Source organism: Acinetobacter ihumii (assembly GCF_900625095.1).
Classification (GTDB): domain Bacteria; phylum Pseudomonadota; class Gammaproteobacteria; order Pseudomonadales; family Moraxellaceae; genus Acinetobacter; species Acinetobacter ihumii.
In genome coordinates, this window is record NZ_LR130760.1 from 2346145 (window position 1) to 2371082 (window position 24938).

General features: G+C 43.4%; 25 protein-coding genes. 11 read left to right on the forward strand and 14 right to left on the reverse strand.

All coding sequences use genetic code 11. From position 1 onward, the window contains the following. The first annotated feature begins 111 nt into the window (after window positions 1–111). Window positions 112–843, forward strand: coding sequence for a sulfite exporter TauE/SafE family protein (locus tag E0D95_RS11010; protein WP_130803837.1), 732 nt, complete (start codon window positions 112–114; stop codon window positions 841–843). On the opposite strand, the gene E0D95_RS11015 is transcribed toward E0D95_RS11010, so the two are convergent. The 4 genes from E0D95_RS11015 to E0D95_RS11030 all read right to left on the reverse strand — a co-directional run bounded on the left by E0D95_RS11015 (window position 840) and on the right by E0D95_RS11030 (window position 6941). Then, complete coding sequence (locus E0D95_RS11015; RefSeq protein WP_130803838.1) at window positions 840–1748, reverse strand: LysR family transcriptional regulator; 909 nt, start codon at window positions 1746–1748, stop codon at window positions 840–842. The two genes, E0D95_RS11010 and E0D95_RS11015, sit on opposite strands and share 4 nt — an antisense overlap. A 118-nt stretch (window positions 1749–1866) precedes the next feature. After that, window positions 1867–3162: a solute carrier family 23 protein gene (locus tag E0D95_RS11020; RefSeq protein WP_130803839.1), complete on the reverse strand. Its 1296-nt coding sequence runs from the start codon at window positions 3160–3162 to the stop codon at window positions 1867–1869. Between the two features lie 314 nt (window positions 3163–3476). Beyond that, window positions 3477–6161, reverse strand: a complete 2685-nt coding sequence (ppc, locus tag E0D95_RS11025; protein WP_130803840.1) for a phosphoenolpyruvate carboxylase — start codon at window positions 6159–6161, stop codon at window positions 3477–3479. 162 nt (window positions 6162–6323) lie between these two features. Beyond that, on the reverse strand, window positions 6324–6941 hold the full coding sequence (locus tag E0D95_RS11030) for a TetR/AcrR family transcriptional regulator (RefSeq protein WP_130803841.1): 618 nt from the start codon (window positions 6939–6941) through the stop codon (window positions 6324–6326). Between the two features lie 153 nt (window positions 6942–7094). On the opposite strand from E0D95_RS11030, the gene E0D95_RS11035 reads away from it, so the two are divergent. The 6 genes from E0D95_RS11035 to E0D95_RS11060 all read left to right on the forward strand — a co-directional run bounded on the left by E0D95_RS11035 (window position 7095) and on the right by E0D95_RS11060 (window position 14739). After that, window positions 7095–8216, forward strand: a complete 1122-nt coding sequence (locus E0D95_RS11035; RefSeq protein WP_130803842.1) for an efflux RND transporter periplasmic adaptor subunit — start codon at window positions 7095–7097, stop codon at window positions 8214–8216. Then, entirely contained in the window at window positions 8213–11347 is a 3135-nt protein-coding gene (locus E0D95_RS11040; protein WP_130803843.1) for an efflux RND transporter permease subunit, read from the forward strand. Before E0D95_RS11035 ends, E0D95_RS11040 begins: the two co-directional genes overlap by 4 nt. Window positions 11348–11478: 131 nt before the next feature. After that, window positions 11479–11856 (forward strand): hypothetical protein, encoded by a 378-nt coding sequence (locus E0D95_RS11045; RefSeq protein ID WP_130803844.1) that lies wholly within the window; start codon window positions 11479–11481, stop codon window positions 11854–11856. A 104-nt stretch (window positions 11857–11960) separates the two neighbouring features. Next, window positions 11961–13088 (forward strand): molecular chaperone DnaJ, encoded by a 1128-nt coding sequence (dnaJ, locus tag E0D95_RS11050; protein WP_130803845.1) that lies wholly within the window; start codon window positions 11961–11963, stop codon window positions 13086–13088. Window positions 13089–13216: 128 nt separating this feature from the next. Next, on the forward strand, window positions 13217–14038 hold the full coding sequence (dapB, locus tag E0D95_RS11055; protein WP_130803846.1) for a 4-hydroxy-tetrahydrodipicolinate reductase: 822 nt from the start codon (window positions 13217–13219) through the stop codon (window positions 14036–14038). Between the two features lie 47 nt (window positions 14039–14085). Beyond that, the gene (locus E0D95_RS11060; RefSeq protein WP_171478544.1) at window positions 14086–14739 is read left to right on the forward strand and encodes an START domain-containing protein; all 654 of its coding nucleotides are present in this window, start codon (window positions 14086–14088) and stop codon (window positions 14737–14739) included. A 38-nt stretch (window positions 14740–14777) separates the two neighbouring features. On the opposite strand, the gene E0D95_RS11065 is transcribed toward E0D95_RS11060, so the two are convergent. Then, window positions 14778–15968, reverse strand: coding sequence for an MFS transporter (locus tag E0D95_RS11065; protein WP_130803847.1), 1191 nt, complete (start codon window positions 15966–15968; stop codon window positions 14778–14780). A 123-nt stretch (window positions 15969–16091) separates the two neighbouring features. On the opposite strand from E0D95_RS11065, the gene E0D95_RS11070 reads away from it, so the two are divergent. Then, a complete protein-coding gene (locus tag E0D95_RS11070; RefSeq protein WP_130803848.1) occupies window positions 16092–16997 on the forward strand; it encodes a LysR family transcriptional regulator in 906 nt (301 codons plus the stop codon). 49 nt (window positions 16998–17046) lie between these two features. Here the strand turns inward: E0D95_RS11070 and ahr are convergent, their stop codons facing one another. Both ahr and E0D95_RS11080 read right to left on the reverse strand, forming a co-directional pair. Beyond that, complete coding sequence (ahr, locus tag E0D95_RS11075) at window positions 17047–18069, reverse strand: NADPH-dependent aldehyde reductase Ahr (protein WP_130803849.1); 1023 nt, start codon at window positions 18067–18069, stop codon at window positions 17047–17049. A gap of 40 nt (window positions 18070–18109) precedes the next feature. Next, a complete protein-coding gene (locus tag E0D95_RS11080) occupies window positions 18110–18667 on the reverse strand; it encodes a DNA-3-methyladenine glycosylase I (RefSeq protein ID WP_130803850.1) in 558 nt (185 codons plus the stop codon). Between the two features lie 268 nt (window positions 18668–18935). Between E0D95_RS11080 and E0D95_RS11085 the strand changes: the two genes are divergently transcribed. After that, window positions 18936–19502: a VOC family protein gene (locus E0D95_RS11085; protein ID WP_130803851.1), complete on the forward strand. Its 567-nt coding sequence runs from the start codon at window positions 18936–18938 to the stop codon at window positions 19500–19502. 33 nt (window positions 19503–19535) lie between these two features. Here E0D95_RS11085 and E0D95_RS11090 read toward each other — a convergent pair whose 3' ends face one another. From E0D95_RS11090 to E0D95_RS11115, 6 genes are all read right to left on the reverse strand, one after another. Continuing rightward, entirely contained in the window at window positions 19536–19781 is a 246-nt protein-coding gene (locus tag E0D95_RS11090) for a hypothetical protein (protein WP_130803852.1), read from the reverse strand. Between the two features lie 11 nt (window positions 19782–19792). After that, window positions 19793–20329 carry a M23 family metallopeptidase gene (locus E0D95_RS11095; RefSeq protein WP_130803853.1) on the reverse strand — a complete coding sequence of 179 codons (537 nt, stop codon included), beginning with the start codon at window positions 20327–20329 and terminating at the stop codon, window positions 19793–19795. A 39-nt stretch (window positions 20330–20368) separates the two neighbouring features. Further along, the gene (gene mutY, locus E0D95_RS11100; protein WP_130803854.1) at window positions 20369–21403 is read right to left on the reverse strand and encodes an A/G-specific adenine glycosylase; all 1035 of its coding nucleotides are present in this window, start codon (window positions 21401–21403) and stop codon (window positions 20369–20371) included. Window positions 21404–21525: 122 nt separating this feature from the next. Then, window positions 21526–21888 carry an HIT family protein gene (locus E0D95_RS11105; RefSeq protein ID WP_130803855.1) on the reverse strand — a complete coding sequence of 121 codons (363 nt, stop codon included), beginning with the start codon at window positions 21886–21888 and terminating at the stop codon, window positions 21526–21528. Between the two features lie 72 nt (window positions 21889–21960). Beyond that, a complete protein-coding gene (locus tag E0D95_RS11110) occupies window positions 21961–22698 on the reverse strand; it encodes a dienelactone hydrolase family protein (RefSeq protein WP_130803856.1) in 738 nt (245 codons plus the stop codon). 236 nt (window positions 22699–22934) lie between these two features. Next, window positions 22935–23093 carry a DUF1328 domain-containing protein gene (locus tag E0D95_RS11115; RefSeq protein ID WP_004933640.1) on the reverse strand — a complete coding sequence of 53 codons (159 nt, stop codon included), beginning with the start codon at window positions 23091–23093 and terminating at the stop codon, window positions 22935–22937. A 187-nt stretch (window positions 23094–23280) separates the two neighbouring features. Between E0D95_RS11115 and E0D95_RS11120 the strand changes: the two genes are divergently transcribed. Further along, complete coding sequence (locus tag E0D95_RS11120; RefSeq protein ID WP_130803857.1) at window positions 23281–23733, forward strand: YcgN family cysteine cluster protein; 453 nt, start codon at window positions 23281–23283, stop codon at window positions 23731–23733. Window positions 23734–23741: 8 nt separating this feature from the next. On the opposite strand, the gene E0D95_RS11125 is transcribed toward E0D95_RS11120, so the two are convergent. Then, window positions 23742–24383 carry a cation efflux transmembrane domain-containing protein gene (locus E0D95_RS11125; protein WP_130803858.1) on the reverse strand — a complete coding sequence of 214 codons (642 nt, stop codon included), beginning with the start codon at window positions 24381–24383 and terminating at the stop codon, window positions 23742–23744. A gap of 65 nt (window positions 24384–24448) precedes the next feature. Here E0D95_RS11125 and E0D95_RS11130 point away from each other — a divergent pair, with 65 nt between their 5' ends. Further along, window positions 24449–24865 carry a Cd(II)/Pb(II)-responsive transcriptional regulator gene (locus E0D95_RS11130; protein WP_130803859.1) on the forward strand — a complete coding sequence of 139 codons (417 nt, stop codon included), beginning with the start codon at window positions 24449–24451 and terminating at the stop codon, window positions 24863–24865. Window positions 24866–24938 lie beyond the last annotated feature (73 nt).

Here is a 24938-nt window from a genome sequence, read left to right on the forward strand (position 1 = left end):
GACCGTCTCTACAGCCTCAATCTGTGCTTGAGTCAGACTCCAAAAAACATGAATAGGCGTTTGATCCAAAGCTCGGTAGTATCTTGCCTACCTTGAGCAAAGGAAAAAATGATGGAAATGTTGGGTTTAGTGGTGGCGGTATTTGTATTCGCAGGCATGGTCAAGGGAGCATTGGGCTTGGGATTGCCGACGGTCGCCATGGGACTGTTAACCATTGTGATCGCGCCGTTTCAGGCGGCGTCTTTGCTGATTATTCCGTCTATGATCACCAACATCTGGCAACTATTTGCAGAAGGTCGGGTCTGGGCACTGGTTCAACGTTTCTGGTTGCTGCTGCTGGGCATTATGGTAGGAACCATATTCAGCATATTTCCAACCTTGAGTGAGGCTTCAGGTAAAACCAGTGAAATCTTACTCGGCTCAATGTTGGTGATTTATGGCATTTATGGTTTGTGGGTTAAACAATTACCAGATTTAAGGGCTTATGAAAAATGGCTGTCGCCCTTGATTGGCTATCTGGGAGGTGCCCTGATTGTTTCGACCGGCGTCATTATCATACCTGCTGTACCCTATTTGCAGTCTTTACGTTTAAAACGAGATGATTTGGTGCAGGCATTGGGTCTGGTGTTTACGCTCTCTACAATTTGTCTGGCCATTTATTTGCAGCTACATAGTACAGCAAATATGCAAATTGATTATCGTTTGGCATGGGCTGCGGTCATCCCCGCTTTACTGGGAATGTGGCTGGGGCAAAAGCTACGTTATCGTATTCCAGAACAACGCTTTCGCCGCTTTTTCTTTGTCGGATTGATCTCACTTGGGGCGTATATGCTTTTGCATTAAGGCTTGATTGAGGTCGGCTGATGATCCATTAAAAATTGGGCAAAATCCTGATAGTGCGGAGAAAGATCAGAAAAATCACGTGCAGCCAAAAGTAATTTACGATTCGCCCATGCGCCTGTCAGCGCAATGCTAGAAAACTGATGCAATTTTTGTAAATGTACTGCTGCGCGCAGCGGTATAATTGCGACCCCCACGCCATTGGCGACCACTTGTGCGATGGCACTAAAGCTGGGTAAACGTAAACGATAATGTAGCTGCTGATGCAGGCGTTTCGCCTGTGTTTCTATGGATTGTTGTAAGGAGTGATGTGCCAATAGCCCAATAAAGTCTTCTTTTAAAATGGCAGCAAAATCCAGTTGTTGCAGTTGGGCAAAAGGATGATTGGGCGCACAGATAAACATCAACGGATCTTCAGCAAACACCTGTGTTTCCAAGCCATCATTGGGTGCAAAAAAACTGGAAATCAGTCCCAGATCGGCCTGACCTTTTTGTAATGCGGCAATAATGTCATGACTTTCTGCCTCATGCAATTCGATCTGAAGCTGTGCATGTTCGATCAAATATTTGGGCAGTAGCATCGGTAAATATTCACTCTGTGCAGAGGAATTACACCAGAGTGTCAGTTGTTGCGTGGTTTGACGCTGGAAAGTCTGCATGTCCTGTTCAAGTGCATGTAATCCGGTTATCAGTTGTTGGGCATGCTGTAACAGCGTTTGACCTGCAAGCGTCAGTTCGACACCCGTTGCATGCCGAATGAATAGGGCACTGTGAAAATGTTGTTCCAGCCTTTTTATACGCTCACTGGCGGCCTGTAAAGAAATAGCGCAACGCTGTGCACCTTTGGTGAAACTTCCCGTATCGACCACATGTAAAAAAAGCTGTAGATCAAAAAAATCAAGGCGCATAAGCGATTCAATCAGTATCAAGCAGACTCGATCATGATAACTAAAAATGATTCACTCAAGCTTGAAATATCATAAAAAAAGCAGCCTGATGGCTGCTTAAAAAGTCTCAATGAAGCTGTTAGTTTTTATCTTTCAGGCTAAATAGCCAGTTCAGTAAAATTGCCGCGAAAGTCGCTGTGCCAATACCACCTAAATTAAAGCTGCCAAACATCAGCTCAAAATTACCAGCACCTAAAATGATGGTTACTGCGGCGACCACCAGATTTTTATTGCGGGAAAAGTCAACTTTGTTTTCGATCCAGATTTTTGCACCCGCAATAGTAATCAGACCAAACACTACAATCGATGCACCAGTTAATACAGCGGTTGGAATGGTACTAATTACGGCACCGAATTTAGGCGATAATCCTAGAAAAATCGCAAACACCCCTGCAATCACAAACACAATGGTTGAATACACTCGAGTCACTGCCATGACCCCAATATTTTCACCATAAGTGGTCATACCGGGCGCACCGACACTTCCTGAAAGGGTGGTGGCCACACCGTCAGCCACAAAAGCTTTACCCAAATAAGGCGTTAGGTTTTCACCCGTCATGGCACCCACTGCTTTAATGTGTCCCAGATTTTCAGCGACTAAGATTAAGGCAACAGGGGCAATAATCAACATCGCATTGGTCTGGAAAGTTGGGGTGGTCAAACTCGGTAAGCCGAACCATGCTGCGCTTGAAATTTGTGAAAAATTGATCGGCTGACCAAAACCCAGTCCACTGCTCACAATCGCATAAATGACATAAGCCATGAGCAATCCAACCAACAAGAGCAGACGTTGTAACAAACCTCGGGTAAAAACCGCAATAATACCCATACACAGTACGGTGATCAGTGCCATCCACATATCAAAAGGATGTCCTGCTACAGCTTTCACAGTCATTGGCGCAAGATTTAAACCAATAATCATGACCACGGCACCAGTGACCACAGGCGGCATGAGCTTTTCGATCCAGCGTGTGCCAGTCAGCATCACAATCAACCCGATCACGGTATATAAAATACCGCAGGCAACAATGCCGCCAAGTGCTACAGCAAGATTAGGGTTAGCACCTGAACCTGTCACATGTCCCGTCGCTGCTGCAACCACGCCTATAAAAGCAAAACTTGATCCTAAATAGCTGGGAACACGTCCACCCGTCATAAAAAAGAACAAGATGGTACATATGCCGGACATTAAAATGGCCAGATTGGGATCAAAACCCATCAACAGGGGAGCAAGTACCGTTGCGCCAAACATGGCAAAAGCATGTTGCATCCCCAATACGGCACTTTGCGCAGGTGGCAGATATTCATTGGTGGCGACAGGACGATGATCAATCTGACCTTCGTAAGCACGCCATTTGGGAAACCAATTGGACATAAATTGCACTCTAATAATTTTACTTGGCGCACATGATACTCTTTCTTCGCGCATGGTTTCATGGCTTTCATTGATGGCGTCAGTTAAATTCACTAGATTTCTGTGTTGTTTATACCAAATGGTAAATTTTTGGAAAATTTAACTCAAAGATAAATCACACGATTGAACTGAACAATTTGTGCTTTTAAAGTTTAGTCTTCATCTATAAAAATTTTGATGAATGGTCAAAAAATCGTGTTCAAGTGATTAAATTGGATATAAAAAAGCATCGCATGATCAATCATCCGATGCCTATATTCATTCAACCAAAAACTTTAGCCTGTATTGCGTAAACCTGCTGCGATACCAGCAATACTGACCATGAGCGCATGATCCACAGGCGTGTGTTCAGCCTGTTCAATATTTAAGTAACCGCGACGACGTTTCATCAGCTCTGCCTGTAATAAGTGCAAAGGTAATAGATAGGTTTTACGAACACGCATTGCTTGATCCAGAACTTCGTTATTGGTCAATAACTTAGATTCACCTTTTAGGGTCAGTAGGGTTTCTACCGCATCTTTTAGACGTTGGCGTAATTCAGCACCCAACGTTTTAAGATGTTCGTCCTGTGTTAAATGTGATTCATAATACAGCGCGATGCTGGCATCAGATTTGGACAGCACCATTTCAAGCATATCAATCAGGGTCTGAAAATACGGCCATTGCTGTAGCATGTCATCCAGCGTGGCTTTTTTGCCTGCATCAATGACCTGATTAATGGCGGCACCTGTGCCGAGCCATGCGGGCAGCATCAGACGAATTTGTGTCCATGCAAATACCCATGGAATGGCACGTAATGATTCAATTCCCCCACTGACTTTACGTTTGGCGGGACGAGAACCGAGTGGCAGCATCTGTAATTCAAGTTCAGGTGTGACAGTGCGTAAATATTGCACAAAATACGGATTTTCACGTACGGTTTTACGATAGACCTGCACCGATATATCGGTCATTTGATGCATCAATTCACGCCATTCCTGTTTGGGCACAGGTGGTGGTAACAGTGTGGCTTCCAGTGTTGCCGCCGTATAGATTTCAAGATTTTGCAGCGCGACTTCTTCTAGCCCAAATTTGAAACGGATCATTTCACCTTGTTCAGTGACGCGAATCGCGCCAGAAATAGACCCCGGTGGCTGTGAAAATAGCGCTTGCTGTGTCGGTGCGCCGCCACGGCTGATCGAACCACCACGACCATGAAACAGGGTCAGTTGAATTCCATTCTGTTTGGCGACGGCAGTTAATTCTTCCTGAGCACGATACTGCGCCCAATTGGCAGACATAAAGCCTGCATCTTTGGCAGAATCTGAGTAGCCAATCATGACTTCATGTTTGCCCTGAATATGCTGTTTATACCATTGCAAACTAAACAGGGTTTGCATGGTGCTGGCTGCGCCATCCAGATCTTTTAGGGTTTCAAACAGGGGAACCACACGTAATGGATGCAAAATGCCAGCTTCTTTTTGTAGCAATAGCACGGCCAGCACATCACTTGGGTATTCTGCCATGGAAATAATATACGCGCCCAGACTTTCAGGCGGCTGCAAGGCCAGCGTGCGCATGGTAGCAAATACTTCTTTTACATCGGCATGTTGAATCAGGCTTTCAAGTGGCTCATCCAGATGTTTTGGCAATAACGGACGTTTGCTTTGTAATTCCTGAATTAAAAAGTTTTGCCGTGCCTGTTCTGTCCATGACTCAAAATTACCCAGACCTAAATATTCAGTAATCGCTGAAATCGCTTGGCGATGCCGCCCTGATTCCTGTCGAATATCCAGTTTCAGCAGTTCGATGCCAAAGCAATTCACCCGATAAATAAAGTCCAGCAATTTACCATTGGCAATTTCAGGTAAATTGGACTGCATCAGAGAACGATGACACAATAATAACGGTTCAAGCAGTTCGTTCTTAGTGCGAATAATCTGACGGTCATCTGCTTCAAAGCCTTGTAAACGCTGCGCTAGCCAGTGTCTGGTGGCTTTTAAACGTTCACGGGTATCTCTTAAATATTCACGATACGGTTCAGGATGTTCATAGCCTAATACTTGCTTGAGTTCTTCGGAACACGCCTGAATAGAAAGCTCCCAACGTAAATCTTCAATATCACGCAAATATAAATCTGCGGCTTGCCAGCGGGATAACCACAGCACTTCCTGAGTCACCTGATGCGTAACGTTTGGGTTACCATCACGATCGCCACCCATCCATGAGGCAAAACGAATCGGCGCAATATGTAACGGCAATGTTTGCTCACAGTGTTCGCTGACTAAATTGCCTAATTCACGTATAAACTTGGGTACAGCATTCCATAAGGTCTGTTCGATGGTGGTAAAGCCCCATTTGGCTTCATCTAAAGGCGTAGGGCGGTTTTGGCGAATTTCATCGGTTTGCCATGTAGAACAGACCAGTTGTTTTAAATTTTCCAGTACTGCATGCCGCTCTCGAGGTGTCAGTTTTTGTTGATCCAGCTTGGCAAGGTCTTCATTGATATCATCATATTTTTGAATGAGCGTTCGACGACTGACTTCGGTCGGATGCGCCGTGAGCACCAGTTCAATGCTTAACTGACAAATTTGTTCAAAAAGTTGCTGGGCTGAAATCTCTTGTTGTTTAAATTTAGCGAATAAATGCACCAAGGGATTCGGTGAGGGTGCATGTTCATCAAATTCACTGCGGCGGCGACTACGCACCACATTATATTGTTCTGCAATATTGGCGAAATTTAAGAACTGCGAAAATGCACGGGTCAGGGGTAGAATTTCTTCATCTTTTAAATTTAGAAAAAGTTGTTCCAGTTTTTTTTCTGCTTCTGCATGCCCATCGCGTGCACCTTTGGCCAAGGCGCGAATTTGTTCAACCTGATTAAACAAATCATCTCCCGCGTGTTGCTTAAGCGTTTCTCCTAATAAATTACCCAGTAGGCGCACGTCTTCGCGTAAAGGAGCATCAATTTGTTGAATCATGCGGTAGGCTCTCCTGTTCTTGTTCTTTTGACTATACCCCGATTCAATGACATTCCAAGTCCGGAGCGTAAAAATATATGAATTATTGTTTAAAAAATTAACACTTATGCGAGCCAGTACACACAGAACATTCATGTTATTAATTGGCAAGCAGACCAAAGTCTAAAGCTGATATTTCAGCATAAAAATCTCAATCGCATCATTCACAATTTCTCGGATTTCTTGTATCGACGGGATGTCACTAATACCAAGCAAGACCTGATGATGTCGAATACCCAGCAGCAATGATAATGTTAACTCTGTTTGTTTTAAGGCAGACTCAGAACGAATAAACCCCAAATGTGCTGCCTGAGTGAAAAATTCACAGAGTGCATCCATGAGCGGTCGATGTGAGGCTTCAAAAAAATGCTGAGCCAAAGGGTTATGTTCGGCAGCAAGCTCTAATAACACATGTTCAAGTTTGAGTGCTTCTGGCAGATAAATCATATGTAAGACACATTCACCCACCTCAGAAAACACCTGCAAGAAGTTACTCTGAGGGCTTAAACAAAAGTGTTGCTCGGAAATACATTCTGCACAGGTTTCCTGAATGGCACAGGTAAATAAGGTTTCTTTGTCCTGAAAATGATTATAAACCGTCAGCTTGGTGACGGCGGCCTCTTTAGCAATCTGGTTCATGCTGGAACCGTGATAGCCCATTTTTAAAAAAATAACTTTTGCCGCCTGTAGAATGCGCGCTCTTTTTTCCAAGTCTTTTGGTCGACCAATTGTATTTTGCACCGCATTTCTCTACTCAATGAATCAAAAAAATCAGTAATTTGCTTCATTTTAATTAATTAGTGTACCCATGGGTATATTAATTAAAAAATAAACGAATTAAGATATTGTCCATATTGTGCCTTAAAAAACAAATTTGAATAAGAGCGAAGGATTATGAATGACGTAAAACTGGCGAGTCTCAGCTTATGGATCGTGTGCAGTGTGCTGTTAGGGGGATGTAGCAAACCACAACCTGTCACTGAAGAAATTCCTTATGTCATGGTGGTTCAACCTGCATCAAACCTAGATGAACAAAAAAGCTATGCAGGAGACGTACAGGCGCGTCAACAAACCGCTTTGGCGTTTCGGGTTGGGGGACAAATTACTGAACGTTATGTTGATGTGGGTGATCGGGTAACCGTGGGTCAGGTATTGGCCAAGCTGGACGTTCAAGATGCCCAGTTACAAATGAATGCCGCCAAAGCACAACTGGATAGTGCGCAATCTTCTGCCAAAATTGCAACAGATGAACTTAAACGTTTTCAGCAGCTTCTGCCCTTAAATGCCGTCAGTCGCTCCCAATTCGATAGCATTAAAAATCAATATGATGCAGCTCAGGCGAACTTACAACAAGCCCGTTCTAACTACCAAGTGGCATCGAATCAAACAGGTTATAACCAATTGGTTGCCAATAAAAATGGTGTGATTACCCAACGTCAGATTGAAATTGGACAAGTGGTTGCAGCAGGACAGGCCGCGTATCAACTGGCGATTGATGGTGACCGTGAAGTGGTGATTGGTGCGCCTGAACAGGCCATGACTGAAATCAAAGTCGGACAACCTGCATGGATTACTTTGTGGTCACAGCCCGATCAAAAATATGCGGCCTATGTCCGCGAAATTTCGCCTGCGGCAGACCAATCACGGACTTTTAGTGTCAAAGTGGCATTACGTCAAGCACAGCCTTCTATTCAGTTGGGACAAAGTGCTCGGGTATTTTTTAATAGCGTACAGCACAATGTGATGAGTGTGCCTTTATCCAGTGTGTCGGCCAATCAGCAACAGACCTATGTGTGGGTGGTCAATCCAAATCAGACCATTCGCAAAGTTGCTGTGAGCTTAGGGGCGTATGGTCGCGACAGTGTTCCTGTATTGTCAGGTCTCAAGCCCAATGACTATGTGGTGGTGGGTGGGGTACATCTGCTACACGAGCAACAAAAAATTCATCCAATTGATCGTGACAATCGTCCTGTGCAGGTTAGCTCAGAAGTTAAACCATCAGGAGTGCAGCCATGAAGTTTAACTTGTCGGAATGGGCACTCAATAACAAAGGCATTATTTTATATTTAATGCTGCTTTTGGCTGTGGTGGGCATCATTTCCTATTCAAAACTAGCGCAAAGTGAAGACCCACCCTTTACCTTTAAAGTGATGGTGGTACAAACCTATTGGCCGGGTGCAACGGCAGAAGAAGTGTCATTACAAGTGACCGATCGCATTGAAAAAGAACTGATGACGACAGGTCAGTACGAAAAAATCATGGCGTACTCAAGACCGGGTGAGTCGATGGTGACCTTTGTGGCCAAAGATTCGCTCAAGTCTGATCAAATCCCGGATGTCTGGTATAACGTGCGCAAAAAAGTTGGGGATATCAAACAGCAACTCCCTGCTGGTGTACAAGGCCCTTTCTTTAATGATGAGTTTGGCGATACGTTTGGCAATATTTATGTATTGACGGGCAAGGACTATGATTACGCCATAATGAAAGAATATGCCGACCGCCTGCAATTACAATTACAACGCGTTAAGGATGTGGGCAAGGTCGAGCTGGTGGGTTTACAGGATCAGAAAATCTGGATTGAACTGTCTAATACCAAAGCGGCACAACTTGGAATTCCTGTGACTGCCATCCAGGATGCCTTGCAAAAACAAAATAGCATTAATAGTGCAGGCTTTTTTGAAACAGGCACCGATCGTATCCAGATTCGGGTGACAGGGGCATTACACAGTGTAGATGATCTGAAGCATATGCCACTATTGGTCGGTAATCGCACCATTCAACTCGGTGATGTCGCACAAGTGTATCGGGGCTTTAGTGAGCCTGCCCAACCACGCATGCGTTTTATGGGCGAAAATGGTATTGGAATTGCCGTCTCGATGCGCAAAGGCGGGGATATTATTGCCTTAGGTAAAAACTTGCAAACTGAGTTTAATCGCTTGCAAAAAACGCTACCCTTGGGCATGCAGTTGAAAAAGGTCTCTGACCAACCGGTTGCGGTTCAACGCAGTATTCATGAATTTATCAAAGTCTTGGCTGAAGCCGTCATTATCGTACTGCTGGTCAGTTTCTTCTCTTTGGGCTTTCGTACTGGGCTGGTGGTGGCCTTATCCATTCCATTGGTATTGGCCATGACTTTTGCAGGCATGAATCTTTTTGATGTCGGCCTGCATAAAATTTCGCTCGGTGCCTTGATTCTTGCACTCGGGCTATTGGTCGATGACGCCATTATTGCAGTTGAGATGATGGCAATTAAAATGGAACAGGGTTATAGCCGCATCAAAGCCGCAGGATTTGCCTGGAAAACCACTGCTTTTCCTATGCTCACTGGAACTTTAATTACCGCAGCAGGCTTTTTACCAATTGCGACAGCGAATTCGAGTACCGGTGAATATACCCGTTCAATTTTTCAGGTAGTCACCATTGCGCTCATTGTCTCTTGGTTTGCTGCGGTATTATTTGTGCCTTATCTGGGTGAAAAATTACTGCCAGATTTTAGCAAGATGCAACAAAACGCGCCGTGGTATCAGCGTTTATGGGCAAAATTGCGACATCAGCCTGCACCCCAGCCAATCAGCCATCATGCAGGTAAGGCACATGATCCTTATCAGAGCAGATTTTATTTGCGCTTTGGTAAAATGGTCGAAACCTGTGTCAGTTATCGTAAAACGGTGATTGTCATCACTGTGTTGATTTTTATTGGATCGATCTTGCTGTTCAAACTGGTTCCGCAGCAGTTCTTTCCGCCATCGAACCGTGCCGAAATTTTAGTCGATTTAAAACTCGAAGAAGGCGCATCACTGACGGCTACAGAGCAAGCCGTGAAAAAAGTAGAGCAATTCCTTGCCAAGCAAAAGGGTATTGATAACTATGTGGCGTATGTTGGAACAGGCTCACCACGTTTTTATCTACCGCTCGACCAACAGTTGCCACAGGCCAGTTTTGCCCAGTTTGTCGTCTTGGCGTCTTCGCTGGATGATCGTGATGACATTCGAAAATCTTTAGATACCCAGATTAAAAAACTATTGCCAGAGGTTCGAACTCGTGTGTCACTGTTGGAAAATGGCCCACCAGTCGGCTATCCATTGCAATATCGGGTCTCTGGGGAAGACATAACACTGGTGCGTGAATGGGCACAAAAGGTGGCGAAAATGGTCGGGCAAGATCCTAATACCACCAACGTGCATCTGGATTGGGGTGAGCCGAGCAAGATGATCAAACTCAATATTGATCAGGATCGAGCACGTCAATTGGGTGTAAGCAGCCAAGATTTGGCAAACTTTTTAAATAGCTCGATTACAGGTGCAGTTATTCATCAATATCGGGAAAAACGTGAATTAATTGAAATCCGCTTACGTGGCGATCAGAACGAACGTGTTGATGTTGGTTCTTTAGCCAGTCTTGCAGTCCCGACCAGTCAGGGCAACAGTGTACCACTGGCGCAAATTGCCACAATTGACTACAAATTTGAAGATGGTCTGATTTGGCATCGCAACCGCTTGCCGACCATTACTGTCCGAGCGGATATTCGCAGTCATTTACAACCCGCGACTGTGGTCGATCAACTTTCAGAAAAAATGGATCAACTACGTGCACAACTCCCTAACGGCTATCTGGTTGAAGTCGGTGGTACTGTTGAAGAGTCTGCCAAGGGACAAAATTCTGTGAATGCAGGCATGCCACTATTTTTAGCGGTGGTCATGACATTGTTGATGATTCAGTTGAAAAGTATCTCGCGTTCAATCATTGTATTTTTGACCGCGCCGCTTGGATTGATTGGAGTTACCCTGTTTTTATTGTTGTTGAATAAACCTTTTGGTTTTGTTGCTATGTTGGGAACCATCGCCTTATCTGGCATGATCATGCGTAACTCTCTAATTTTAATTGATCAGATTGAGCAAGATATTGCAGCGGGTCATGATCCATGGACCTCCATTATTGATGCAACGGTGCGCCGTTTTCGTCCAATCCTATTAACTGCAATGGCTGCGGTACTGGCGATGATTCCATTATCACGCAGTATTTTCTTTGGTCCAATGGCCGTTGCGATTATGGGAGGGTTGATTGTGGCGACTTTCTTGACGCTATTTTTCTTGCCAGCGTTGTATGCAGCATGGTTCAAAGTGAAAAAAACAGCAAATTTGTCGTAATTTTTTCGAATAAAAGATGCGAAATATTGAAAATTTCAATATAGTAGCATCTGAATATGAACACAAAAAATGACAGCAGATTTTCATCGTACAAGAAAAACGTGAAGACTGTAAGTTGAGGTTAAAAGTACATGGGGCAGGACAATCTATTACAGCATCGTCGTTACATTGCAGCATCTTATGTATGCATGTTCCTCGGGTTGTTTTCGGTTGTTTTTGCCGTGGTTGCGTACTTTCTTGCCCGCAAAGTGGCGATGGTGGATGGTGCTGAAGTCTGGATTCATGCCCATTCCCTGTGGATTATGCGCAGTGTGATCATGTTTTTGATGTTGGCTGTTTTTGCTGCATTGTGGTTTATCCCTCTTATTTTCTTTGTCTGGAATAGTGCGCTGTGGGTGACTGCGCTCACAGTTGCAGGTGTCGTATTTTCAGCGATTGCATGGTTGTATTTGCTGAATGCGTGGATCAAAGGTTTGTCTAAATACGCCAAAAATAAGGCCGTATTCTAAAAAATTGCAATTTTTTAGCTTTTCCCCCTTGTAAACTCGGCTAAAACCCCCAACTTAGTCGCAGTTAGGTATTTTTTCAAATTCCGTGAGGAGCATCGCCAGACATGGCTAAACGAGATTATTATGAAGTTTTAGGCGTTGCAAAAAGCGCCAGTGATGATGAGATCAAAAAAGCCTACCGTAAGTTGGCGATGAAGTATCATCCAGATCGTAACCCTGATAATGCAGACGCTGAAGAGAAGTTTAAAGAAGCTTCTGAAGCGTATGAAGTGCTATCGGATAGCGAAAAACGCAGCATGTACGACCGTATGGGACACAATGCCTTTGAAGGTGGTTTCGGCGGCGGCAGTGGCGGCTTTGGTGGTTTTAGTGCGGAAGATATCTTTAGCCAGTTTGGTGATATCTTTGGTGGCGCGTTCGGAGGCGGTGGTCGTCAACAGCAACGTCAGCGTCGTGGTTCAGACCTGCGTTATGTGATGGAACTGACTCTTGAAGAAGCTGTTCAGGGCGTCAAAAAAACCATTACTTTTACTGCACCAGCCCCTTGTGATGTCTGTGATGGTAAAGGTTCAAAAAATCCCAATGATGTTGAAACCTGTAAGACTTGTCATGGAACAGGTCAGGTACGTATGCAGCAGGGCTTTTTCTCGGTACAGCAAACCTGTAACACTTGTCGTGGACAAGGCAAAATTATTAAAAACCCATGTAACAGCTGTCATGGCTCAGGGGTAAAAGATCGTCAACAAACGCTTGAAGTCACGATTCCAGCAGGAGTCGACAATGGCGATCGCGTTCGCTTGAGTGGCAAAGGCGAAGCAGTGCGTGATGGTCAGTCAGGTGATCTTTACGTTGAAGTGGTGGTGCGTGAGCATGAGATCTTCCAGCGTGATGGCGCCGATCTTTATATGGATGTGCCCGTCAGCATTGCCGATGCAGCTTTGGGTAAAGAAATTGAAATTCCGACTCTTGAAGGTCGTGTCAGCCTTAAAATTCCAGAAGGAACACAAACTGGTAAATTGTTCCGTTTACGTGGCAAGGGCGTGCGTCCTGTACGTAGCAGCATGGTTGGCGATTTACTCTGCCGTGTGGTGGTGGAAACACCAGTCAATTTGACCAGTCGTCAGAAGGAATTACTTAAAGAGTTACAAGCGACCTTGGAAGGTGATGAGCACAGCGCATCCTCTAAAAAGAAAAAAGGGTTTTTCGATAAAGTTTCGGATTTATTCGATTGATCTGCTTACATCTCAAAAAAATCTGCTCAACGGGCAGATTTTTTTATGCTTAAATTTTAGCGATGGCTTAGAGTTTGCTATAGTAACTGCCATCATTGTCAACGCGTTTAAAGATTTAGGAACAGATTATGTCAGCAACTCCACGCATTGGTGTATTGGGCGCAGGCGGTCGTATGGGACGCACCCTGATTCAGGCTGTCCAGCAGGCAGGTTATCAACTGGCTGCTGCGGTTGAACGTCCAGAAAGCAGTTTAGTGGGTAGTGATGCAGGTGAGCTGGCAGGAATCGGCTCGATTGGGGTTAAGGTGGCAGGCAGTCTGGCCGATGTTTTAAAGGACTGCGATGTTATCATTGATTTTACTGCACCCGCCGCGACCGAGCAGCATTTAAAGCTTTGTGCGGAGGCAGGCGTCGCGATGGTGATTGGAACCACAGGTTTTTCGGATGAGCAGAAACAATCGCTCAATGATACTGCAACACGGACTCCTGTCGTATATGCAGCTAATTATTCGGTAGGGGTGAATGTTTCAATTAAACTGTTGGAGCTTGCCGCAAAAGTGTTTGGTGATAGTGTCGATATTGAAATTATTGAAGCACATCATCGTCATAAAGTTGATGCACCATCAGGTACAGCGTTAATGATGGGTGAAGCCATTGCAGAGACACTGGGGCGTGACCTGAAACAGGATGCGGTGTATTGTCGTGAAGGTTTAACTGGTGCACGTGAGCGTCAAAGTATTGGTTTTCAGACCATTCGGGGTGGTGATATCGTCGGTGAACATACTGCGATGTTTATTGGTGAAGGTGAACGTGTTGAAATCACGCATAAAGCCACCAGTCGCATGAACTTTGCTGCGGGGGCGGTACGTGCTGCGGCATGGGTGGCGGGACGTGAAGCACGTAAATATGACATGAAGGATGTATTAGGATTTAATGACATTCAGGTGTAATTGCAACAGCAGTTGCAGCAAAAAAATAAAATGAATTTGAGTATAAAATGAATAATAAATCATGGATTTTGGCATGTGCCTTAAGCTTCAGCAGCTTAATGGCACAGGCTGCACCTGCGAATGAAGCCAAGCTTAGCTTGCAGAAAAACAATATTAAGGTCTGGACCTATCAGACGGACAATAATCCTGTCATTCAATATAAAGCTGAAACCAGCTTTGATGTACCTTTGGAACAGGCGGTCGGACTGATTTTAAATGTCGAACATGCTTCAAAATGGGTTCCCTATGTCAGTGAAACCAGAGTGTTATCACGTGATGACAAAAAGGGCGAGTTTCTACTTTATATGGTTCTGGACTTTCCATTTCCTTTAAAAGATCGAGATTTAGTTGTTAAGGGCAAAATGTCTAAAGCCAGTAATGGTGTCATTAGCATTAAAAATAATGCAATTTCAGGGGGCTATCCCCTTAAAAAAGATCGGATTCGTTTAATACAATATGAAGGCGACTGGACGTTCCAAAAAATTGCGAACAATAAAGTCAAAGTGACCACCTCAGGTTATGCAGACCCGGGAGGTTCAATTCCTTTAAGTTTTGTCAATATGTTTGTCCAGCAACAGCCGTATCAGATGCTTATGAAAATGAAACTGGAATTACAAAAGCCTACCACTTACTCAGCAAAATTGCCTGATATTTTAAAATGAGTAAATTGCCCATTAGTTCGTAATGGGCACTTTTTTTATTAAGCAGAACAGCTTTGTTTGGTTTGAGTGGTTGATTTATTACGTTGTATCTGTAGCAGAATCATGACAAAGCCTAAAGCGGCCAAACCTGCACCAGCAAAGCAAACGGCGGTATAGCTCAGGTTGAAACTGAGTACCAGTCCACCAACAGCAGCACCAATGGCATTGCCCAGATTAAATGCGCCAATGTTGACAGCAGAAGCAAGTGTTGGAGCGTCATGAGCGACTGTCATAACCCGCATTTGCAATGGAGCAATCATTGCAAAAGCACTAGCACCAAAGATTACAATAGCAAAGCCAGCACCAACCACACTTTTTGCCATCCATGGAAATAGCAGCATCATGATCATGAGTACACTTACACAGCCGATTAATGTTTTATCAATAGAATAATCGGCGAATTTCCCACCTAATTGTGTACCAATAAAAAATCCTACACCTATTAAAAAAAGCATCATTGTAATTAGATTATGTGATGCTTGGGTAAGTGTCTGGAGAATAGGAACCAAGTAAGTATATAGAGTAAACATGGAACCAAATGCAAATATGGTGGTAAACAAGGCCAGTAGCACCATCGGGCGAAAAAGCACACGAATTTCATGTTTGATTTTGACAGATGGATGCGGTTTTTCTGTCGTGATTGGCACTGTTTTTCTAATCATTAACAAGGTGATCGTACCAATAGCTGTTAATACCCAAAAAGAAATATGCCAACCAAAATGTTGGCCGACATAGGTGAATAACGGCATCCCCAGAATACTGGCAATGCTTAAACCCAAAAACATGGTTGCAACTGCTTGCCCTTGTTTATGCAATGGAACCAAACTTGCGGCTAATACTGAGCCAATTCCAAAAAAAGCACCATGATTTAAACTTGTGATGATACGGGCGAGCATGAACACATTATAATTCTGTGCCAAGGCAGCCATGAGATTACCTAAAATAAAAAATGACATTAATAAAATCAAGGCATTACGCCAAGCCATTTGGCGCAGTAACAAACTCATGACAGGTGCACCAACCATTACACCCACACCGTATCCTGTAATCAAAAAACCTGCCTGTGCAATCGATACATTCATTCCAAGTGCGATTTCTGGCAATAAACCCATTGGCAAAAATTCACTTAAACCAATTGAAAAAGCGCCCATCATCAACGCTAATAAAGGCCATATTGTTGCTTTAGACATGTGTCTTATACTCCTGATTTCACCCATGGGCGAATGAACAGGTATTATCTAAAGTTCATTGTTGCGAAAAAATATAAGAATAAGCAAAATATTGTTGACTAATAAGCAATAATAACGTGACCTATGAAATCCTCGATTGAAGAACTCATTGCATTTATCAGCATTGTTGATACAGGTTCGATTGTAGCTGCGGCAGAGCAGCTTCAACAAACGCCGTCAGGAGTAAGTCGTTCGCTTAATCGACTGGAAAAGAAGCTGCAAGTTACATTGCTTGAGCGTACAACGCGCAAGCTAAAACTGACTCAGGAAGGCCATTTATTTTTAGATAAAACCCGTTCTATTTTGGCAGAACTGGCCGAAGCAGAAGATGCATTATTAAAATCAGACAGTGATATTTCTGGATTGATTCGAATTGATTCAGCAACGCCATTTGTGTTGAATGTACTGGCTTCGTTGATGAAAAAGTTCATGCAGCTTTATCCCAAGATTGAGATCGAGCTGAATAGCAATGAACAGGTGATCGATTTATTGGAGCATAAAACCGATGTTGCCATTCGTTTTGGCACATTACATGATTCGAGTTTGCATGCAAAATTGGTATGTAAAAGCCGTTTATATATTGTGGCAAGTCCAGATTATTTGCAGCAAGCAGGTGTTCCTCAAACGCCAGAATCACTTTTTCAGCATCAATTGGTCGGGTTTAGTAAACCCATTCATTTAAATACATGGCCATTAAAAATAGGGGATGACTATGTTACGGTACATCCTCAAATCAAGGCATCTAGCGGCGAAACAGTCAGGCAATTGACCATTCGTGGTCATGGAATTGCACGATTATCTGAATATGAGGTCTGGCAGGATTTACAGGCCGGGCGTTTAGTGGCTTTGTTTGAAGATCAGATTGAAATGCAATATCAACATATTCATGCAGTGTATTATCAACAAAAACATCTACCCAAACGGGTACGGTTATTTATTGAATTTTTGGCGGATGAGTTGAGTCAGCAATTTTCAACGGCAGTAGGCTGAGCAAGAGTTCAGGCAAGTCGCATCGGTACTTGCCTAAAAACTGAGCGATCTAAAAGTCAGCTTTGAGCACAATCCGATAACGTGCCTGTCCTGAATGTAGACGTTCAATCGCGTCATTCAGTTTGGACATTGGATAAAGTTCAATTTGTGGTGCTATGTTCTTACGTGCCGCAAATTGCAATAACTGGCGCAAAGCCGCTGGTGAACCTGTTGGGGAGCCTGTGATTGACTTTGCACCCCCAATCAATGCACCCACAGGTACTGCAACAGGTTCTAAAACCAAACCCAGAAAATGAAAGACTCCATTTGGCGCAAGTGTATTTAAATATGCATTCCAGTTCAGTGTCACATTGACTGTACTCAGCAATAAATCAAACTTACCACGTTGTGCTTTTAGTGCTGCATCGTCGCGGCTATTTACCACATGGTCTGCCCCCATGGCTTTGAGCTCTTCGGTTTTATCAGGATTTGAACTAAAAGCGGTAATTTCACAGCCCCATGCTTTAAGCAGTTTAATGGCCATGTGCCCTAAACCACCAATGCCAATGACAGCAACATGATGAATCGCTTGAATCTGATGTTTTAAAATTGGATCAAACACCGTAATTCCACCGCACAGTAAAGGCCCTGCGCTAACAGGATCAAGGTCATCGGGTAGGGGAATGACCCATTGCCAGCCTGCACGAATTTTGTCAGCAAAACCACCAGCATGACCGACAATGGTCGCGGTATGTTCACCTGTACAGAGTACTTGCTGACCGCTGATACATGGATTACAGGACTGACAGCTTTCTGCGGTCCAGCCAATTCCGACACGTTGTCCAACTTTTAAACCTTTCGCTTCACTTCCGAGTTGAGTAATGACCCCAATGACTTCATGTCCCGCCACTACAGGGTAGACCGAAGAATGCCAGTCGTTATTAATCACTGAAATATCGGAATGACAAAGACCACAATATTCAACTTTGACTTCCACTTGATGTGGTTGTAATTCACCAGCATCAAATTGATAGGGAAGCAATGGCTCGCCTGCCTGCATGGCCGCATAGGCCTGAATCATATTACTGGTCATATCAGCATATCCTCATGAGTAGAATGGTTGAGAACAACAATTAGCGAAAAGAACAATGATTTTCATGGTCATTGACCATACCGACGGCTTGCATAAAGGCATAACAGGTGGTGGGTCCCACAAATTTAAAACCGTATTTTTTTAAGCGTTTAGAGAGTTGCAAGCTTTGTGCCGTCTGAGCAGGCGCCTGACGATAATCTGCCACATCATTGATGACGATCTGTTGTTGTACCGTTGCCCAAAGCCATTGCGACATATCGTGTCCCTGAGCTTTGAGTGTCTGCCATGCAATTGCATTATCACGGATCGCTTTAAGTTTACCAATATGTCGAATTAAAGCTGTATCACTCAGTTTATCTTCAAGTTGTTTATCTGTGAATTTGGCGATGTCCGCGATTGAATGCTGAAAAAAGTGTTGTCGATACGCTTCACGTTTTTTTAATACCGTAATCCACGACAGACCTGCCTGTTGACCTTCCAGACACAGCATTTCAAACAGTCGTGCTTCATCATATTCGGGTTTTCCCCATTCCTGATCATGATAGGCAATATAAAGTGGATCATTTGAACACCAGCCACAGCGAATAATTGTAGTCATTTTAATTGTTATGTCCTGATCAAAATATTAATGGCCTGATCTGCTTATATTCATGACCGTCAGATAGGGCAAGATCGTTGAATTGAAATTCTAGCAATAAGGTGAAATGTTTTGATGCATTATAACGTGGTTGCTATGCAGTTTTGTGTGAGATCCGTTGCGAAGCTACTGCCACCTTAGCTTTAGCCTTATGATAATTGCAAAAGATCATTTGTTAGAACACCCAACAAATTAAAATTTCTAAGATCATTTATGGAGAACCATCCGAATGAAAAATAACAGCAGTGTTTCAAGTGCCTCGGATCACTTTGGTGAGTTGCCACGCGGAATCAACCATATTGGAATTACTGTTCCTGATCTGGATCAGGCGACAGCTTTCTTTAAACAGGCATTAGGCACAACATGGTGTTATGACGGTTTAACATTCAATGATCCACCCAGACAGGGTAAAATTGTGGAACGACAATTAGGCTTAGTTCAAGGTTCCAAAATCATTCGTCAGAGGATGTTACGTTTGGGTAATGGTCCCGGTTTGGAGCTGTTTCAGATAGAAGCACCTGAACAGCGTCCGCCGCTAAAGCTTTCTGATTATGGTATTAATCATATGTCGGTGTATTGTGACGATATTGAGGCGTGCGTGGCTCGCATACGTGAAGCTGGAGGAAGCTTGTTAGATGAGTTGCATGACAATTCACGACATGAAGACAGCGCAGGGAGTGCGAGTATTTACGCACTTTCACCTTGGGGCATGCTGATTGAATTACAGACTATTCCGAATGGTTATTATTATGATGAAGACAGTGAAGCCACGGCTTGGGTGCCTGCGCGACGCTAATGTTGATGCGTACTCTTGCAGGCATAGTTTTGTCTACAGTACAAATGTTTGCCACTGATCTGAAGCGGTATCCCAATACGATAGTTCAGCTTGGTTTAAATCTTCAAATTTAATCCAGACATCTTTCCCAGATTTGTCGGCATAACCTGTACTAATAAGGAGTGCATCTTCCGAAATTTCCATAATCCAGCCTTGATAAACCTGTTGACGAATACAAATTTTTTGTTGATTACCAGATTCTGCAAATTCGACCAGACGATTAATCAGGGCTTCAGACATGATTCATTTTCCTAACGTAAATATGGATAAGGGTTAACCGCATTGCGTCCCTTACCTGATAAATAAAGACCGTAATGTAAATGGGGTGCAGTAGAGCGGGCATTTCCAGTATTACCGACATAACCAATCAGATCACCTTTTTTGACCCAATCTCCAACGGCAAGACCCCGTTTGTGTCCATCCAGATGTGCATAATAATGCCATGAACCCGCCGGTCCTAAAATCCAGATGACCTTGCCGCCCAGATTATTATTACGCAAATCTGCAACTAATCCATCGGTCGTGCTGTACACTTTTGTTCCACGTGGAACGATAATGTCGATCCCTTCGTGGCGGCGACCCTGACTACGTGCTGCGCCCCATGTATCCGTCAATTCAGTGCGCTTGATTCCTTTAACCGGAATGGGTAAGCGCGTATCCAGTCTTTGCATTTGTAATTGAGAAACGCGATTGGCGGGTAAAGGCTGCGATTTTTTCGGTGCTGTGGTACAGGCGGCAACAAGGCTGATGACAAAGCCAAGAATGAGATAGGGGAGATAGCGAGGCACAGGCTCTCCATTATTGTTATGGTCATGATCTGCACTATGTCACGAATTGATAGCCAAGATCAATTTTTTCATGGCAGTCGGAATACCTCTTGCTGTTGCTTGTTCAGGGCTTAACCAGCAACCCTTTAACTCCGTGATCAGATGTTCTTGCTGCTCTGGTTCCACGTGGAACATGTGTACATTCAGCAACCATGTAAAATGGGTGAAGCTATGTGAGATTTGAATCTGTCTGGAGATCGGTTTTAGATCAAATTGTGAGCGCCATTGTAGCAGTTGGCTTTGATTTTCAATAATCGGTAAACACCACAATCCACCCCATAAACCCTGTGAATCTCGTTGTTGCCAAAACCATTGTTCATCAGATTGAATTAAAACGACATCCGCAGTTTTGACAGGCACTGCTTTTTTAGGCTTCTTAAAGGGAAGCTCATTTTCCAGACCCTGCTGATGTGCTTTACAGTGCTGCTGCATCGGGCAATAGAGACAGAGTGGTTTTTTGGGTGTACAGATTGTTGCACCTAAATCCATAATCGCTTGGGTGTAATCATGATTACGTTCCACAGGACAAAGTTGCTCGGCAATCTGCCATAAAGCACGTTCATGTACAGGTTTGGACAGATCCTCTTCAATGGCAAAAAAACGTGATAATACGCGTTTAACGTTGCCATCCAGAATCACGCCGTATTGACGTAAGCCCAAAGACATCAGCGCGCCCCCTGTGGAACGACCAATCCCGGGCAGTGCCATCCATTGTTCAAGATTTTGCGGAAATTGACCGTTGTCATGGACTTGAGTAGCCGCCTTATGCAAATTACGCGCACGGGCGTAATAGCCTAGCCCTGCCCAATACGGTGCAACATCTTCCCATGTGGCTGTGCCTAAATCATCCACTGTAGGAAAACGTGCAATAAAACGATCAAAATATTGCAAGACTGTTTTGACTTGGGTTTGCTGTAACATAATTTCAGAGACCCAGACTTTATAAGGATCATCGGCAATTTGCCACGGCAAGTCATGGCGACCATAATGATCGAACCAATTGAGTAAGGCATCGGAAAAACAAAATTCAGACATGAACACAGACAGCAAAAATCAAGAATAGCAGTATACTCAAATTGACCTGAGCAAGCTATTTAGCGTGTTTTTTCCACATAAAAAAGATGATCCGAAGATCATCTGTGTGATGAAATCAAGCACTAAGCCTGAATAATTCCCCAGCGTTTATCCAGTTTCAGCTCCTGATCCTGATAACGCGGAATAATGTGGATATGCAGATGTTCTGCCTGTTCACCAAAGACTTCACCGTCGTTAAAGGCAATATGAAAACCATCAGGTTGATGTCTGATTTGTAGTTCATTACGCGCCATTTCGATCAGAGAAATCAGGCTCTTACGTTCTTTGTCGGTGACATCGAAAAAAGAACCAACATGACGTAAGGGAATAATGACGGAGTGTCCTTTTGACAAGGGATGAGGCTCAGGCAGAATCGCACCAAAGTCATTTTTATGAATGACATCATATTCGTCAAATTCACAATAAGGGCATTTTGTCTCAGTCATTTTATTCATCCTGTTTGTTTCGCTTGAATGGAGGTGTTGATTACACCCCGTCTGGCAATGTGAACCGTGTATTTACGATAAATTTCTTTCCAGTAAGGCATACATCGCTGTGAGACTTTGTTGTTCTGCACTGGCATTATAACCAAGATCAACCCCGTTGGTTTTGGCACGTTCATCTGCCAATGGGTTACTAAAGCCGTGTTTGGCATTGCCTAGAACAATCACGTCATAGTTCACCTTGGCGTTGTCCATTTCGGTTTTAAACTGGGCAACATCATCCAGTGTTACCATACTATCCAGCTCGCCATGTAACACTAAAATTTCGGCCTGAATTTTGCCTGATTCAGCAGGTGCTTTAGGGGTCAATGTACCATGAAATGAAGCCACTGCCTTTAAAGCCGCACCAGAACGAGCCAAATCTAATACGACCTTACCACCGTAGCAGAAACCAATAGCAGCCAGTTGCTCTGGATTAACCTCAGGCTGTGCAGCCAAAGTTTCTAAACCTGCATTGGCACGGGTTACAATGGTATCTGGATCCTGAAAGGTTTGTGTCATCCACTCATTGGCCTGTGAAGCGGCATCAGTGACTTTTTTATCGCCATACATATCGATTGCAAGCGCTGCATAACCCTGTTCTGCCAACTCACGGGCGCGTTGTTCAGTATATTCAGTTCTGCCCCACCATTCAGGTGCAACAATGACGCCTGCGACTGGGGTCTCACTGATGGGTGCAGCAAAATAGCCAATCAAACTTGATCCATCTTTGGCAGTATAGTGAATTTCACGTGTGCTGATGTTCGATGCCATGACTTAAATCCTTCTATACAAACTGAAATTAAAATAATAAGTTTAAATAAGCAATGCTAGAGCTATCGAGTGTAATCAATTTGACTTCATGCTGAAAATTTAAATGGTTTAAAAATAGTCAAAAACATCACTAAATTGCACAATGCAAAAATAAAAAGAAGAACCTTAGGTTCTTCTTTTTATCATCATTTTTAGAATACAGTCATGGATTTATTTATTTTAGATGTATCGAAGTTTTACACTCGACCACGTGAAATAAAGCCAATAATCGCAAGAATGACCGCAACTACGAGTAAGATCACTGCAAAGTCTTTGGATAAACCAGCAACACCACCGAAACCTAATAAACTCGCAATTAATGCTATCACTGCAAAAATAATCGCCCAGCGAAACATAATTCTAATCTCCTTATATTTATCGTGCTTTTAATATAAAACCGATATGACAAAAGCTATGTGTTGTTTATGTGTGCAATCTGTATATTGTCTTTAATATTCAATCAATTGTGTTACAAAAACTATGTAAAGGATGCATATTGGAAACAGTGTTATAATGTGTGTTCGCGCTTGGATCACCTGCTTTATGAACACTGAAACACGTCCATTTTTCTGGAAACATTATTCGCTTGAGCAACTCACTCAGGTGGAGTGGGAAGCTTTGTGTGATGGTTGCGGCTTATGCTGTTTGATCAAACTTGAAGATGAAGATAGTGCTGAAATTGCCTATACCAAAGTCGCCTGTAAATTACTCGACTGTCAAACCGCGCGTTGTTTAGACTATGCCAATCGGCATCAGTTTGTTCCAGACTGTATTCAACTCACGCCAGAAAAGCTAAAAACCATCCGTTGGCTACCTTCTAGTTGCGCTTATCGCCGCTTAAATGAAGGTAAAAATTTACCTTCGTGGCATTATCTCAATACAGGTTCACGTCAAAGTGTGATTAAAGCAGGTAAATCGGCCGCCAAACGATGTGTTTCCGAAGTGGCTGTGGCAGAGGACGATATTGAGGATTATATCGTCCGCTGGATTCGCTAAAAAACAAATTAATGTGAATGTGATACGTGAGTTTGCTGTTGGCTACGGCGTTCACGCTGAGACTGTTTGATAATGGTCCAGCCTGCACTCAGTCCTAAACCCGCCATCAATACAGCCACAAACAAATCTGGTAAGACACTTTGTGTTCCAAACACACCCAATGCTGCGATCATCACCGCGATATTGCCAATCGCATCATTACGACTACATAACCAGACTGATTGCATGTTGGCATCGCCATCACGAAACGCAAATAGCACCACAGCACTAAGAATATTGGCAATGAGTGCCATAAATCCAATGATGCCCATGGTCATGGCTTCAGGTGGAACGCCATGCAGATATGACCAAACTACTTTTCCCAAAATAATCAGTGCAAAGAGACTCATGGTATAACCTTTTAACAGCGCGACGGTCGCACGCCAATACAGACTCAGACCCAATGCCAACAATGAAATCAGATAATTAATCGAATCTCCAAAAAAATCCAGTGCATCGGCCCAAAGAGAGGCAGAACCTGCCTGCATGCCTCCAAAGATTTCAATCAAGAACATACCCAGATTTAAAATCAGTGCAATCCATAAGGCAATTTTAAACTTGTTGCTTTTGACTTTTGGAATGTCGTCATGATCACAGTTACAGCAAGCCATTGGCAATGTCCTCTACTTTCGATAAGCTGATTAGAAAGTCTGGAGTCGCTCTAGGGTCAAGTCTTATGATGAAATATTTGATTGGTGAATTGGCAAAAAAATCTCAGGTTGCGGTGGATACCATTCGTTTTTATGAAAAACGCGGTTTGCTTTTGCCTGCAAAACGAGCGGAAAATAATTATCGCTATTATGATGATGACGCGCTGGATCAACTGATTTTTATTCGGCATTGTCGTGAGCTGGGCATGTCTTTACACGAAATTGAAGATTTAAATGAATTGCTTAAGCAGCCACAACAACAGTGTAAAGTGGTCGATCAAGCGATTGAAGAACATCTTGGACATATACAACATAAAATTCAGCAATTTGAAAAATTTAAAATGCAGCTTGAACAGTTACGTGCCCGTTGTCAGTCCACCACGACCATTGATGATTGCAAAATAATACAAAGCCTGAAGCAACATTCTGATGAGGTACACTAAGCTTGATAATGTGATGTTAACCTGTTGCATAGCAAATAAAGTAAAACTACATTTTTAAGGTATTCATTTGAAC